Annotated in this window: 16 protein-coding genes; 13 read left to right on the forward strand and 3 right to left on the reverse strand. The window is 36.3% G+C overall.

The features are described from left to right. The first annotated feature begins 15 nt into the window (after positions 1-15). The 6 genes from IGM04_RS04525 to IGM04_RS04550 all read left to right on the forward strand — a co-directional run bounded on the left by IGM04_RS04525 (position 16) and on the right by IGM04_RS04550 (position 3,253). Positions 16-321, forward strand: coding sequence for a hypothetical protein (locus IGM04_RS04525; protein ID WP_002375233.1), 306 nt, complete (start codon positions 16-18; stop codon positions 319-321). Between the two features lie 52 nt (positions 322-373). Then, a complete protein-coding gene (locus IGM04_RS04530; RefSeq protein WP_002391595.1) occupies positions 374-805 on the forward strand; it encodes a universal stress protein in 432 nt (143 codons plus the stop codon). Between the two features lie 70 nt (positions 806-875). Then, the gene (locus IGM04_RS04535; RefSeq protein WP_002358134.1) at positions 876-1,118 is read left to right on the forward strand and encodes a hypothetical protein; all 243 of its coding nucleotides are present in this window, start codon (positions 876-878) and stop codon (positions 1,116-1,118) included. A gap of 369 nt (positions 1,119-1,487) precedes the next feature. Then, positions 1,488-1,934: a GNAT family N-acetyltransferase gene (locus tag IGM04_RS04540; protein ID WP_086317777.1), complete on the forward strand. Its 447-nt coding sequence runs from the start codon at positions 1,488-1,490 to the stop codon at positions 1,932-1,934. A gap of 139 nt (positions 1,935-2,073) precedes the next feature. Beyond that, complete coding sequence (locus IGM04_RS04545) at positions 2,074-2,787, forward strand: DsbA family oxidoreductase (RefSeq protein WP_033625697.1); 714 nt, start codon at positions 2,074-2,076, stop codon at positions 2,785-2,787. A 70-nt stretch (positions 2,788-2,857) separates the two neighbouring features. Beyond that, positions 2,858-3,253, forward strand: coding sequence for a DUF805 domain-containing protein (locus IGM04_RS04550; protein ID WP_002358131.1), 396 nt, complete (start codon positions 2,858-2,860; stop codon positions 3,251-3,253). Positions 3,254-3,438: 185 nt separating this feature from the next. On the opposite strand, the gene IGM04_RS04555 is transcribed toward IGM04_RS04550, so the two are convergent. Next, positions 3,439-4,860, reverse strand: a complete 1,422-nt coding sequence (locus tag IGM04_RS04555; RefSeq protein WP_002382000.1) for a helix-turn-helix domain-containing protein — start codon at positions 4,858-4,860, stop codon at positions 3,439-3,441. A gap of 174 nt (positions 4,861-5,034) precedes the next feature. On the opposite strand from IGM04_RS04555, the gene ebpA reads away from it, so the two are divergent. The 4 genes from ebpA (at position 5,035) to srtC (ending at position 12,764) form a co-directional block, all read left to right on the forward strand. Further along, on the forward strand, positions 5,035-8,499 hold the full coding sequence (gene ebpA / locus IGM04_RS04560) for an endocarditis and biofilm-associated pilus tip protein EbpA (RefSeq protein ID WP_179189132.1): 3,465 nt from the start codon (positions 5,035-5,037) through the stop codon (positions 8,497-8,499). A gap of 3 nt (positions 8,500-8,502) precedes the next feature. Beyond that, positions 8,503-9,933 (forward strand): endocarditis and biofilm-associated pilus minor subunit EbpB, encoded by a 1,431-nt coding sequence (gene ebpB, locus IGM04_RS04565; protein WP_010822682.1) that lies wholly within the window; start codon positions 8,503-8,505, stop codon positions 9,931-9,933. After that, positions 9,930-11,813 (forward strand): endocarditis and biofilm-associated pilus major subunit EbpC, encoded by a 1,884-nt coding sequence (gene ebpC, locus IGM04_RS04570; protein WP_048955588.1) that lies wholly within the window; start codon positions 9,930-9,932, stop codon positions 11,811-11,813. Before ebpB ends, ebpC begins: the two co-directional genes overlap by 4 nt. A 93-nt stretch (positions 11,814-11,906) precedes the next feature. After that, the gene (gene srtC / locus IGM04_RS04575; protein WP_002360607.1) at positions 11,907-12,764 is read left to right on the forward strand and encodes an Ebp pilus assembly class C sortase; all 858 of its coding nucleotides are present in this window, start codon (positions 11,907-11,909) and stop codon (positions 12,762-12,764) included. 21 nt (positions 12,765-12,785) lie between these two features. Here the strand turns inward: srtC and IGM04_RS04580 are convergent, their stop codons facing one another. Both IGM04_RS04580 and IGM04_RS04585 read right to left on the reverse strand, forming a co-directional pair. Next, positions 12,786-13,064, reverse strand: coding sequence for a hypothetical protein (locus IGM04_RS04580; RefSeq protein ID WP_256924908.1), 279 nt, complete (start codon positions 13,062-13,064; stop codon positions 12,786-12,788). 13 nt (positions 13,065-13,077) lie between these two features. Next, positions 13,078-13,371 (reverse strand): hypothetical protein, encoded by a 294-nt coding sequence (locus IGM04_RS04585; protein WP_002358125.1) that lies wholly within the window; start codon positions 13,369-13,371, stop codon positions 13,078-13,080. Between the two features lie 194 nt (positions 13,372-13,565). On the opposite strand from IGM04_RS04585, the gene IGM04_RS04590 reads away from it, so the two are divergent. The 3 genes from IGM04_RS04590 (at position 13,566) to IGM04_RS04600 (ending at position 14,810) form a co-directional block, all read left to right on the forward strand. After that, entirely contained in the window at positions 13,566-13,769 is a 204-nt protein-coding gene (locus IGM04_RS04590) for a DUF378 domain-containing protein (RefSeq protein WP_002381996.1), read from the forward strand. Positions 13,770-14,127: 358 nt separating this feature from the next. Continuing rightward, the gene (entV, locus tag IGM04_RS04595; protein WP_002408606.1) at positions 14,128-14,640 is read left to right on the forward strand and encodes an enterococcin EntV; all 513 of its coding nucleotides are present in this window, start codon (positions 14,128-14,130) and stop codon (positions 14,638-14,640) included. Then, complete coding sequence (locus IGM04_RS04600; RefSeq protein WP_002384733.1) at positions 14,625-14,810, forward strand: hypothetical protein; 186 nt, start codon at positions 14,625-14,627, stop codon at positions 14,808-14,810. The genes entV and IGM04_RS04600 overlap by 16 nt, the downstream gene beginning before the upstream one ends. The last annotated feature ends 45 nt before the right edge of the window (positions 14,811-14,855 follow it).

Raw genomic sequence — 14,855 nt, forward strand, 5'->3', positions numbered from 1 at the left:
GACTGGATTGACGGAATGGTAAAAGATGCAGCGTATATTATTGAAGAGATTACCACGATTTTAGAAGGAACCTATTTTGTGATAACCAAGAAAGCGAATAAGCGCCGCATGTGTTTACATGTTTCAGATACCGCGAAAGAATTTTTACGTTGTCGACGGGAGTATGAAACATTCTTAGAGCAACAGTTTGATTATGCCACAATGTTTTTAGAAACATGTACGGAAGATGTTTCTGTTGAAATTCAAACGGGACTACTTGAAGAAACAAATTATCAAGCATTAACCGTGGAAAAATTACAACAGATAGCCACTAAAATGTAACACAGCTGTTGTGTTAGTTTTGATTCTTAATTTGGTTAAGGAGGCGGATAAAATGTCAGTATATCAACATATTTTGGTTGCTCTTGATGGCTCAGATCAATCTGAAAAAGCTTTTCATGAAGCTGTCAGGATTGCCAAAGAGGAACAAGCCACTCTTTATTTAGCTACAATTATTAATGATGCTGAATTTACGACGAGTCCATTTTCTTTTGAAGAATTGTATGATTTAGAAAAACACAAGTCAGAAGAGATGCTCACTGAAAAGGCAAAACAAGCGAGTGAAATTGGTGTAAAAACAGTCAAAAAAATTGTTGAGCTTGGGAGCCCAAAACGTTATCTTGCCAACACGATTTCTGAAAATTATGCCATAGATTTAATTGTGCTAGGTGCCACGGGAAGAGGTGCTATTCAACGAACCTTGATTGGTTCTACTACAGATTATGTGGTTAACCATGCTTTGTGCAATGTCTTAGTCGTTCGCTAATTGTGAGTAAATAATCAAGGGAACAATGTTTTATCGGGACGTTTTTTTAAATTAAACGAGAGGTGAGTTTATGAAAACAAAAATCGGAAAAACAGTTATCTTGTCAGCGTTTTTATTCACAAGTTTCCTTTTACTGAGTGGTTGTACCTCGGCTGGCGAAGAGATGGAAAAAACAATTGATCGACAGAAAGAAAAAGTCGATAAAACGGTCGATAAGCAGAAACATAAAAATGAAAATTCCATGGAAAGTTACGACGAAAAAGTTGACCGTTCTTTAGATAGTCAAGAAGACAAAATCGATACTACTGAGTAACGGGAAAGTTTTCAACTATCGGCTAGTAAATAAATAATATACAAAAGGGAGCATCCACTGCAGTTATTTCTCACAGCGGATCCTCTCTTTTGTGGTTAAAAAGAAAAAGTTAACTGCTCCCCAACAGTTAACTTTTAATCATGTTGCACATAGTTAAAACACTCTATATATCATTTATATCATTTGAAACGGGTGGTGTAAAAAGAAATCTCTTGAAAAGAGTCTCCATTTATAGGGAAGATTTCCCATAAAAAAGAGAAACGTATAATCACAGAGAGTTAGAGAAAGCAAAGGGAAATAAGTATGTTAAAATAAGAAGCAAGAAAGAATACAAGTATGCAGAAAATAACAACTAATTAGGTGAAAACAATGGAAATACATTTTGAAAAAGTAACAAGCGATAATCGTAAAGCAGTGGAAAACCTACAAGTTTTCGCTGAACAACAAACCTTCATTGAATCAATGGCAGAAAATCTAAAAGAATCAGACCAATTTCCAGAATGGGAATCGGCAGGTATTTATGACGACAATCAATTAATCGGCTATGCCATGTATGGACGTTGGCAAGATGGGCGCGTTTGGCTAGACCGCTTTTTAATTGATCAACGGTTCCAAGGACAAGGTTATGGGAAAGCAGCCTGTCGACTTTTAATGTTAAAACTAATAGAAAAATACCAAACAAACAAGCTATACTTGAGTGTTTATGATACGAACAGCTCAGCAATTCGGTTGTATCAACAACTCGGTTTTGTATTTAATGGTGAATTAGATACGAATGGTGAGCGGGTAATGGAATGGACACATCAGAATAAGTAGATAGAACAGGTGAGACAAAAGCCACAGCGCATTTTGTTTCACCTTTTTCTTTTAATTGGCTTCATTTGTTTACTTTTAGTAAGTAAAATGGTAAATTTAGTTCAATCTGTTTTGAAAAAAGAGTTACTGGAGGGTAAGGATGAAAATAGAATTTTTCCATGATGTTATTTGTAGTTTTTGTTTTCCAATGTCTGACCGCATGCATGAGATTCAACAAGAATTTCCTGAAATTGAATTGATTCATCGGTCGTTTGCGTTGGGATGGTCAGCAAACGATTTTGAAACAATGTTTGGCTCACGAGCAGCAGTAAAAGAAGAAGTTTTGACGCATTGGGTGCATGCCAATCAAAACGATTCAAAGCATCGTTTTAATATTGAAGGGATGAGGAAGCAACGATTTGATTTTCCAACATCAAAGAATGCATTATTAGCAGCAAAAGCAGCTGGATACATTGGCAACCAAGACACTTATTGGTTACTGTTTGATAAGTTACAAGAAGGTTTATTTATGAGAAGTTTAAATATTGAAGAGCCAGAAGTAATTGAGGAGCTAGTAAAAGAGACAACGATTGATTTTGCTTTATGGAAAGAAGCTGTTGCTTCCGAGGCTGTTTGGACGGCGGTTCAAGAAGATTTCGCGCTAGCTTCTGCTTATGGTTTACAAGGAGTTCCCGCACTAATCATTAATCAAAAATATTTAATTAATGGTGCAGTACCGAAACAACAAATCAGCCAAACTATTCAAAAAATTCTCGCAGAAGAAAAACAACAGCAACCGTTAGTTTCATTAACTCCTTCTTCTGAAAAGTCAGCTTCGTGTGAGTTTAAGGAAGGCACATGGACGTGTCATTAAGCGGCATAAAATAACGTTATTCTTTGACAAAACGAAAGACTTCTGTAATAGTTAATGCGGGGGTGATAATATGTTTAACGCGTATAGAGAATACTGGAATAATATTACAACAATGAATGCGTCAGCAACACGAGCACAATATTGGTGGCCACAATTAATTAATTATTTGGTGTTAGGGATTTATTCAGCAATTACGGGCGTTTACAGATATATTGAAGTAACACCCAATGATGGAACAATCATTAAAGAATGGAATACCGTGACCATTATCTTTTTCTTGCTGACTGCTTTAATTTGGTTGGCAAACTTTACTGTTCGAGCAAGAAGATTGCATGATCGCGACCACAGTAACTGGTGGATTTTATTCTATTTACTTCCTTTTATCGGTACTTTAGTGATCTTCATTACATTAATTTTGCCAAGTAAAAGTCACACAAGATGGCCAGTGAATCAATCAGAAATTTAATTTGCTGGTTTCGTTTAGCTGATTATCTTAAGAGTGAAAATAGGACATAAGTCATTTCGACTTATGTCCTATTTTCTTTTTTATTTCAGAAAAATAAAAATATCTTCTGTATGATGGCACCTCACATTACGCGGTTCTTGCTAAAAGGGCTATCTTTTTGGTAGATAGGGAAAACCATTAAGACGTTAAAAGTTTAATAAATCGAGCAATTCTCTTTTGTTAGAAAATAAGATAGCATCATTAATTAAAATACTTGGAACACTGGTTTCAATAATTGGTTGATTGGTAATAATCAAGTCAAATTCTTCGAGTCGATGGTCACCTAATTGTTCTTCCGTAATTGCTAACGTATTTGAACGAATCCGATGCAAAGCTAAAATATCGTGGACATAGTTTCCAATATATTGACTATGATTCAGGCCCATGTCGCTAATAATCAAAATCTTTTTTGAGTCGAAACTCTGGTTAATTTCTGGAAAAGTATTAAGCAACCAAAAAATATAAGAAGATGAATAGTTTAATAGATTTGTTTCTAAAAGAGCGGAAAAGAAATGCAATTCTGCTTTTAATCGTGCATATAAGTGAAGCTGAGTAAAATGAATTTGTCGAGTGAAAAAGGTGGCCCTTTGTGTCAATTCGGAGGTGTCAAAAGGCACTAATTGAGAAAACAAATAAAGACAGGTTAACAAGTGAACAGCGAAGTCGACGACTTCTTCTGTTAATTGTTCAATCTGTGAAAAAGCATTAAATTTTAAATTTTCACGTATTCTTTGACTGATGACTTCTTGGTCTTCGGAGTAGTATTGCTGAAAAGCGCCTCTTTGAAAATATCGGAGAACTTCCCGATAGGTTTCACGGCTGAGCCCAGTAAAATGACGACTGAGTAAAAGATAATCTTCCATTTTGATTGGACTCTTTTTATCTGTTTTTTTCTGGAAACGTTGTTGAAATCCTTGATGCTCTCTTAATAAATCAACAATAAAATACATAATAAAGAAATCGTGTTCATAACTGTTATCCATACTAATAATATTTAATTGGCATTGATTACGACGCATTAATTGTTTGATTTCTTGCTTATCTAATTGATAAGGCAATTCATAATGACCATAATACATTAAAAAGAAAAAGGTTGTAAAAATACGTAAAGGCAATTCTTCTGTTTGGCTAGTTAATTGATAGCCTTGATCAACGATAACGCGAAGAGAGTAAGTTTCCAAGACCTGATTACACTGCTTCAATTTTCGAGCAAAAGAAGAGCGACTAATATTAATGGTATCGCAATAATATTCGATGGTTTTGCCAGGATTTTGGATAAACTCATGGAGCAATTGGGTGGTCGTTGACGTTTTTGCCATATCCGTCAGTACGTTTAAATATAAGGACACATTAAAGTTTTCTAAACGATAGCCTAATTTATGCGATGTTTTAATGGTTAAACTTTCGCCCCAACGCTGTTTAATCTCCTCAATATAACGAATAAAAGTAGACTCAGAACTACCAATATATTTTGCAAGTTCTTTTTTAGTCATCCATTTATCAGAAATGGATAAGACACGAATGATTTCTTCCATTTTCCGATAATTTTTTTCTAAAAACCTAATCATATTGTTTCCTCCCAAGTCCTTTACTTTAATGAAACAATCATCGAAACAATAACGCAATTTCAGAAATGAAACCGCTTGGTATGAAAGCTGGTGTGATTTAATGAGCTCCTTCTCTGTATAATAATTATCAGATTAGAATAATGAAATTTTACGTGCTAGGCAATTCTAATTTAACTGTTAATTCATAAAAGAAAGGAGAGAACAGACATTAAATTACTAAAGAAATTTGGGGTTTTCGGCGTAGTCTTTTTACTTGTCTTATCCTATTTCATACCGCTCATTGGCTATGCAGAAACAGCCAAAGAAGTTGAAATTACATCCGCTCAAATGATAACAGATGAGAATGATAAAACGAATATTAATATCGAGTTAAATCTTCTCAACCAAACAGAGCAGCCATTACAACGAGAAATTCAATTGAAAAATGCACAGTTCATGGATAATGCTGTAATTGAAAAAGACGGATATTCTTACCAAGTGACTAATGGTACGCTTTATCTGACTTTGGACGCACAAGTAAAAAAGCCGGTACAGCTTTCGTTAGCTGTTGAGCAAAGTTCGCTTCAAACAGCTCAGCCACTTAAGTTATTGTATGAAAACAACGAATATGATGTTTCAGTTACTTCTGAAAAAATAACAGTAGAGGATTCTGCTAAAGAATCAACTGAACCAGAAAAAATAACTGTACCAGAAAATACGAAAGAAACTAACAAAAATGATTCGGCTCCAGAAAAAACAGAACAGCCGACCGCAACAGAAGAGGTAACCAATCCATTTGCAGAAGCAAGAATGGCGCCAGCCACTTTGAGAGCGAATCTGGCACTACCTTTAATTGCACCACAATACACGACGGATAATTCTGGTACTTATCCGACAGCTAATTGGCAGCCCACAGGCAATCAAAATGTGCTAAACCATCAAGGGAATAAAGACGGTAGTGCACAATGGGACGGCCAAACGAGTTGGAATGGGGACCCTACTAATCGCACAAATTCTTATATTGAGTATGGCGGTACAGGAGACCAAGCTGATTATGCCATCCGAAAATATGCTAGAGAAACAACAACACCAGGGCTTTTTGATGTATATCTTAATGTGCGTGGAAATGTTCAAAAAGAAATCACGCCATTGGATTTGGTCTTAGTCGTTGACTGGTCCGGAAGTATGAATGAAAACAATCGGATTGGTGAAGTTCAAAAAGGAGTGAACCGTTTTGTTGATACATTGGCAGATAGCGGTATTACCAATAACATCAACATGGGCTATGTTGGCTACTCAAGTGACGGTTATAATAACAACGCCATTCAAATGGGGCCGTTTGATACAGTCAAAAATCCAATTAAAAATATTACGCCAAGTAGCACTAGAGGAGGAACTTTCACTCAAAAAGCATTAAGAGATGCTGGTGATATGTTAGCAACGCCAAATGGACATAAGAAAGTCATTGTACTTTTAACGGATGGCGTCCCAACCTTCTCTTATAAAGTGAGTCGAGTTCAAACAGAGGCGGATGGTCGCTTTTACGGGACACAATTTACGAATCGACAAGATCAACCAGGTAGCACTTCTTATATCTCTGGTAGCTATAATGCGCCAGATCAAAACAATATCAATAAACGAATTAACAGTACGTTTATCGCCACGATAGGTGAGGCAATGGCCTTAAAACAACGTGGGATTGAAATACATGGATTGGGCATTCAATTGCAAAGCGATCCACGAGCTAATTTATCTAAACAACAAGTTGAAGATAAAATGCGTGAGATGGTGTCAGCCGATGAAAATGGAGACCTTTATTATGAATCCGCGGATTATGCACCAGACATTTCTGATTATTTAGCGAAAAAAGCCGTTCAGATTTCAGGAACGGTGGTAAACGGAAAAGTAGTTGATCCAATTGCTGAACCTTTTAAATACGAGCCAAATACATTATCAATGAAAAGTGTGGGTCCTGTTCAGGTTCAAACATTACCAGAAGTGTCGCTAACAGGCGCTACAATTAATAGTAATGAGATTTATTTGGGTAAAGGGCAAGAAATTCAAATTCATTATCAAGTACGTATTCAAACAGAGTCAGAAAACTTCAAACCTGATTTTTGGTATCAAATGAATGGTCGGACAACGTTTCAGCCATTAGCCACGGCCCCTGAAAAAGTTGATTTTGGGGTTCCTTCGGGAAAAGCACCTGGCGTGAAGTTAAACGTGAAAAAAATCTGGGAAGAGTATGATCAAGACCCAACAAGTCGGCCAGATAATGTGATTTATGAAATTAGTAGAAAGCAAGTAACTGACACAGCAAACTGGCAAACTGGGTATATTAAATTATCAAAACCAGAAAATGATACCAGCAATAGTTGGGAGCGCAAAAATGTAACCCAACTTTCCAAAACCGCGGATGAAAGCTATCAAGAAGTTCTTGGGCTTCCCCAATACAACAATCAAGGACAAGCTTTCAATTACCAAACAACCCGTGAATTAGCAGTTCCTGGTTACAGTCAAGAAAAAATCGACGATACTACTTGGAAAAACACGAAGCAGTTCAAGCCATTAGATTTAAAAGTAATCAAAAATTCTTCCTCAGGTGAGAAAAACTTAGTGGGAGCCGTCTTTGAATTGAGTGGTAAAAATGTTCAAACAACATTAGTGGACAATAAAGATGGTAGCTATTCCTTGCCAAAAGATGTGCGCCTACAAAAAGGGGAACGCTATACATTAACTGAAGTAAAAGCACCTGTAGGACATGAGTTAGGCAAGAAAACGACTTGGCAAATTGAGGTGAATGAGCAAGGCAAAGTAAGCATCGATGGACAAGAAGTGACCACCACAAATCAAGTTATTCCATTGGAAATTGAAAATAAATTTTCTTCTTTGCCAATCAGAATTAGAAAATACACCATGCAAAATGGCAAACAAGTGAACTTAGCAGAGGCGACTTTTGCGTTGCAAAGAAAAAATGCTCAAGGAAGTTACCAAACTGTGGCAACTCAAAAAACAGATACTGCAGGATTGAGCTATTTTAAAATTAGTGAACCTGGTGAGTATCGAATGGTGGAACAATCAGGACCATTAGGCTACGACACTCTTGCTGGAAATTATGAATTTACTGTTGATAAATATGGGGAAATTCACTATGCAGGCAAAAATATTGAAGAAAATGCGCCAGAATGGACACTGACACATCAAAATCATTTGAAACCTTTTGACTTAACGGTTCATAAAAAAGCCGATAATCAGACGCCACTTAAAGGAGCGAAATTCCGTTTAACAGGACCAGATACGGATATTGAATTACCAAAAGATGGCAAAGAAACGGATACTTTTGTTTTTGAAAACTTAAAACCAGGGAAATATGTCCTAACAGAAACCTTTACGCCAGAAGGATATCAGGGGTTAAAAGAACCAATCGAATTAATAATTCGTGAAGATGGTTCAGTCACGATAGATGGGGAAAAAGTAGCAGATGTTTTAATTTCTGGAGAGAAGAATAATCAAATTACTTTAGATGTTACGAACCAAGCAAAGATTCCTTTACCTGAAACTGGTGGCATAGGACGCTTGTGGTTTTACTTGATAGCGATTAGTACATTCGTGATAGCGGGTGTTTATCTCTTTATTAGACGACCAGAAGGGAGTGTGTAATCAATGAAAAACGCACGTTGGTTAAGTATTTGCGTCATGCTACTCGCTCTTTTCGGGTTTTCACAGCAAGCATTAGCAGAAGCATCGCAAGCAAGCGTTCAAGTTACGTTGCACAAATTATTGTTCCCTGATGGTCAATTACCAGAACAGCAGCAAAACACAGGGGAAGAGGGAACGCTGCTTCAAAATTATCGGGGCTTAAATGACGTCACTTATCAAGTCTATGATGTGACGGATCCGTTTTATCAGCTTCGTTCTGAAGGAAAAACGGTCCAAGAAGCACAGCGTCAATTAGCAGAAACCGGTGCAACAAATAGAAAACCGATCGCAGAAGATAAAACACAGACAATAAATGGAGAAGATGGAGTGGTTTCTTTTTCATTAGCTAGCAAAGATTCGCAGCAACGAGATAAAGCCTATTTATTTGTTGAAGCGGAAGCACCAGAAGTGGTAAAGGAAAAAGCTAGCAACCTAGTAGTGATTTTGCCTGTTCAAGATCCACAAGGGCAATCGTTAACGCATATTCATTTATATCCAAAAAATGAAGAAAATGCCTATGACTTACCACAACTTGAAAAAACGGTACTCGATAAGCAGCAAGGCTTTAATCAAGGAGAGCACATTAACTATCAGTTAACGACTCAGATTCCAGCGAATATTTTAGGATATCAGGAATTCCGTTTGTCAGATAAGGCGGATACAACATTGACACTTTTACCAGAATCAATTGAGGTAAAAGTGGCTGGAAAAACAGTTACTACAGGTTACACATTGACGACGCAAAAGCATGGATTTACGCTTGATTTTTCAATTAAAGACTTACAAAACTTTGCAAATCAAACAATGACTGTGTCGTATCAAATGCGTTTAGAAAAGACCGCTGAACCAGACACTGCGATTAACAACGAAGGACAATTAGTCACGGACAAGCATACCTTGACTAAAAGAGCCACAGTTCGTACAGGCGGCAAGTCTTTTGTCAAAGTTGATAGTGAAAATGCGAAAATCACCTTGCCAGAGGCTGTTTTTATCGTCAAAAATCAAGCGGGGGAATACCTCAATGAAACAGCAAACGGGTATCGTTGGCAAAAAGAAAAAGCATTAGCTAAAAAATTCACGTCTAATCAAGCCGGTGAATTTTCAGTTAAAGGTTTAAAAGATGGCCAGTACTTCTTGGAAGAAATCTCTGCACCAAAAGGTTATCTTCTGAATCAAACAGAAATTCCTTTTACGGTGGAAAAAAATTCTTACGCAACGAACGGACAACGAACAGCACCGTTACATGTAATCAATAAAAAAGTAAAAGAGTCAGGCTTCTTACCAAAAACAAATGAAGAACGTTCTGTTTGGTTGACGATTGCAGGCCTGCTAATCATTGGGCTGGTAGTCATTTGGCTATTTTATCAAAAACAAAAAAGAGGAGAGAGAAAATGAAGCAATTAAAAAAAGTTTGGTACACCGTTAGTACCTTGTTACTAATTTTGCCACTTTTCACGAGTGTATTAGGGACAACAACTGCATTTGCAGAAGAAAATGGGGAGAGCGCACAGCTCGTGATTCACAAAAAGAAAATGACGGATTTACCAGATCCGCTTATTCAAAATAGCGGGAAAGAAATGAGCGAGTTTGATAAATATCAAGGACTGGCAGATGTGACGTTTAGTATTTATAACGTGACGAGCGAATTTTACGAGCAACGAGCAGCAGGCGCAAGCGTCGATGCAGCTAAACAAGCTGTCCAAAGTTTAACTCCTGGTAAACCTGTTGCTCAAGGAACCACCGATGCAAATGGGAATGTGACTGTTCAGTTACCTAAAAAACAAAATGGTAAAGATGCAGTGTATACCATTAAAGAGGAACCAAAAGAGGGCGTAGTTGCTGCTACTAATATGGTGGTGGCGTTCCCAGTTTACGAAATGATCAAGCAAGCAGATGGTTCCTATAAATATGGAACAGAAGAATTAGCGGTTGTTCATATTTATCCTAAAAATGTGGTAGCCAATGATGGTAGTTTACATGTGAAAAAAGTAGGAACTGCTGAAAATGAAGGATTAAATGGCGCAGAATTTGTTATTTCCAAAAGCGAAGGATCACCAGGCACAGTAAAATATATCCAAGGAGTCAAAGATGGATTATATACATGGACAACGGATAAAGAACAAGCAAAACGCTTTATTACTGGGAAAAGTTATGAAATTGGCGAAAATGATTTTACAGAAGCAGAGAATGGAACGGGAGAATTAACAGTTAAAAATCTTGAGGTTGGTTCGTATATTTTAGAAGAAGTAAAAGCTCCAAATAATGCAGAATTAATTGAAAATCAAACAAAAACACCATTTACAATTGAGGCAAACAATCAAACACCTGTTGAAAAAACAGTCAAAAATGATACCTCTAAAGTTGATAAAACAACACCAAACTTAGATGGTAAAGATGTGGCAATTGGCGAAAAAATTAAATATCAAATTTCTGTAAATATTCCATTGGGGATTGCAGACAAAGAAGGCGACGCTAATAAATACGTCAAATTCAATTTAATTGATAAACATGATGCAGCCTTAACTTTTGATAACGTGACTTCTGGAGAGTATGCCTATGCGTTATATGATGGGGATACAATGATCGCTCCTGAAAATTACCAAGTGACTGAACAAGCAAATGGCTTCACTGTCGCCGTTAATCCAGCGTATATTCCTACGCTAACACCAGGCGGCACACTAAAATTCGTTTACTTTATGCATTTAAATGAAAAAGCAGATCCTACGAAAGGCTTTAAAAATGAGGCGAATGTTGATAACGGTCATACCGACGACCAAACACCACCAACTGTTGAAGTTGTGACTGGTGGGAAACGTTTCATTAAAGTCGATGGCGATGTGACAGCGACACAAGCCTTGGCGGGAGCTTCCTTTGTCGTTCGTGATCAAAACAGCGACACAGCAAATTATTTGAAAATCGATGAAACAACGAAAGCAGCAACTTGGGTGAAAACAAAAGCCGAAGCAACTACTTTTACAACAACGGCTGATGGATTAGTTGATATCACAGGGCTTAAATACGGCACCTATTATTTAGAAGAAACTGTAGCTCCTGATGATTATGTCTTGTTAACAAATCGGATTGAATTTGTGGTCAATGAACAATCATATGGCACAACAGAAAACCTAGTTTCACCAGAAAAAGTACCAAACAAACACAAAGGTACCTTACCTTCAACAGGTGGCAAAGGAATCTACGTATACTTAGGAAGTGGCGCAGTCTTGCTACTTATTGCAGGAGTCTACTTTGCTAGACGTAGAAAAGAAAATGCTTAATTTCTAGCATCACCGAAGAAATTTTTAGAAAAACAAAGAGCCTGGGCCAATCACTGTCCCAGGCTCTCATGCTTTATTTTTAAGGAGGAAGCAATGAAGTCAAAAAAGAAACGTCGTATCATTGATGGTTTTATGATTCTTTTACTGATTATTGGAATAGGTGCATTTGCGTATCCTTTTGTTAGCGATGCATTAAATAACTATCTGGATCAACAAATTATCGCTCATTATCAAGCAAAAGCAAGCCAAGAAAACACCAAAGAAATGGCTGAACTTCAAGAAAAAATGGAAAAGAAAAACCAAGAATTAGCGAAAAAAGGCAGCAATCCTGGATTAGATCCTTTTTCTGAAACGCAAAAAACAACGAAAAAACCAGACAAATCCTATTTTGAAAGTCATACGATTGGTGTTTTAACCATTCCCAAAATAAATGTCCGTTTACCAATTTTTGATAAAACGAATGCATTACTATTGGAAAAAGGAAGCTCCTTGTTAGAAGGAACCTCCTATCCTACAGGTGGTGCGAATACACATGCGGTCATTTCAGGCCATCGTGGTCTCCCTCAAGCCAAATTATTTACAGATTTGCCAGAATTAAAAAAAGGCGATGAATTTTATATCGAAGTTAATGGGAAGACGCTTGCTTATCAAGTAGATCAAATAAAAACAGTTGAACCAACTGATACAAAAGATTTACACATTGAGTCTGGCCAAGATCTCGTCACTTTATTAACTTGCACACCGTATATGATAAACAGTCATCGGTTATTAGTTCGAGGACATCGTATCCCATATCAACCAGAAAAAGCAGCAGCAGGAATGAAAAAAGTGGCACAACAACAAAATTTACTATTATGGACATTACTTTTAATTGCCTGTGCGTTAATTATTAGCGGCTTCATTATCTGGTACAAGCGGCGGAAAAAGACGACCAGAAAGCATGGAAATTAACGATTCGTATAATAAAAGTGACTATATTTTTATTTTTTTAAACCCTTTACGTAGTAAATCAATGACCAAACCTAAGCAAAAATAAGTACAAAAATGAAGCCCAGAAGAAATCAACATTCTGGTTGTTAAAGGCTGCTGGGAATAATAAGTATCCAGCACAGGCGTTTGGTGAATAATAGAAAAACCTAGAAAATCTGTAAGGGCCAATAGAAATCCCTTACTATCATATCCAGAAAACCAAAGTAGTATGACGAAAAGGCTAAACATACTAAAAAAAAGAGTAAAAAAATAGCTTTTCAATTTTTAATCCTCCTTATCGTGCATAATTGAACCAGAGAAACAGAAGTATTAACGAAATAACTAAAAGAGCAAGCCCTGAATAAAAAGCGACAAAGGGCCAATCAATCGACTGTTTAAATTCCTGCCAAGTTTGGATTTTTCTGTTTTTTTTCGCGCTATCCTCAAGCGTGAGTAAATAATTCAATAGTAAGAGGAGCAGCAACACCGTGAAATCATTTGTGGTAAAAAGCACATGTAAAAATAGAATGACAAAGACAACACGGGATAACACTCGATTCCGCAAAATTAAAAATAACTTAGCACGCATAATAAACCACCATTTCTTATCAGAGATAATGAATCTGTTTTTGTCTACTCTTTAGTTATATCATAAAATTCTTAATAATGAAAAAATGATTCGAGGAAATAATTGAAAAAAATTTTTTTCCTGAATCATTATTTTCGTAAATAAAGAATAAACGTGTTACTCTTGGCTTATCAAATTTGGAAGGAGTGTTAAAAATGAAATATCTGGATATTATTGCTTTAATTTTATTGATTGTCGGAGGTTTAAACTGGTTATTAGTTGGTGCATTTAATTTTGATTTAGTTGCAACAATTAGTGGCGGTGCAACCACACCATTAGCAAAAATTATCTATATTATTGTCGGAATTTGTGCGATTTATTCTATTAAGTTTTTAGCTCCTTTGTTCCGCGAACCATAGGATTGATTTAAAAGATTTAGATAACGTGAAGTTATTTTGACTTAGCAATTGAGAGTTTCCTTGAGGAAGGGGACTCTTTTTTTATTTTCTATATTCGTTTCAGAAGGTTTAGACAAGCTCAAAAAATATTTCAAGAGAGCAGCGTTGCTTTCAAAATAGAACCTAGCATTACCTCGAACGTACCTCAAATAAACTGTGTCTTTTTTTGAATCATTAGTTCAAATTGATGTGATCACTAGTGAGAAAAATCAGCTCTAGGATATATAGGAAAATATAAGCATCAAATAGGGATTTTGATGATAAATTATCTTTTTCCTTGTTATGATTATAACAAGGAAAAGAAAGTAGGGATTTATTTATGGAATTACAGGTGACAAAAAAGGCTAAATTTTTTTGTTTGGCGATGGCATTACTAATGACATTAGGTATTTTTATCAGCGCTGGTACAAGTGTTTATGCATCTGACCAGCTAGAGGATTCAGAAGTTGAGGCTGTAGCAAAAGGACTGGAAGAAATGTATGCGAATGGAGTGACGGAAGATAACTTTAAAAACTATGTCAAAAATAATTTTGCTCAGCAAGAGATTTCTTCAGTTGAGAAGGAGTTAAATGTAAATATTTCTGATGCTTCAACAGTAGTTCAAGCGCGTTTTAATTGGAATGCATTAGGAAGTTGCGTTGCTAACAAAATCAAAGATGAGTTTTTTGCAATGATTAGTATCAGCGCAATTGTAAAAGCTGCACAAAAGAAAGCCTGGAAAGAATTAGCAGTGACTGTATTACGCTTCGCTAAAGCCAATGGGTTAAAGACGAATGCTATTATTGTAGCTGGACAACTAGCTTTATGGGCAGTTCAATGTGGGCTAAGCTAATGAATTTAAAAGATCATGTTACGGAAATAGTAATTACTTTTATAATCGCTTTTGTGTATACTTGGATAGATTCAGGAGAAATTGAAATCTTAAAAACTCTTTTGATAACAATAATATTTTTAGCCATGTTCTATGCAATACCCAAAATCACCAATAGAAAAAGAAAATGAAGTGGTTTTAGAAAGATAATGTGATAGGAAGTGTAAGAGGAGGTA

It is taken from the genome of Enterococcus sp. DIV2385 (genome assembly GCF_051711925.1).
In the GTDB taxonomy this organism is placed as follows: domain Bacteria; phylum Bacillota; class Bacilli; order Lactobacillales; family Enterococcaceae; genus Enterococcus; species Enterococcus faecalis.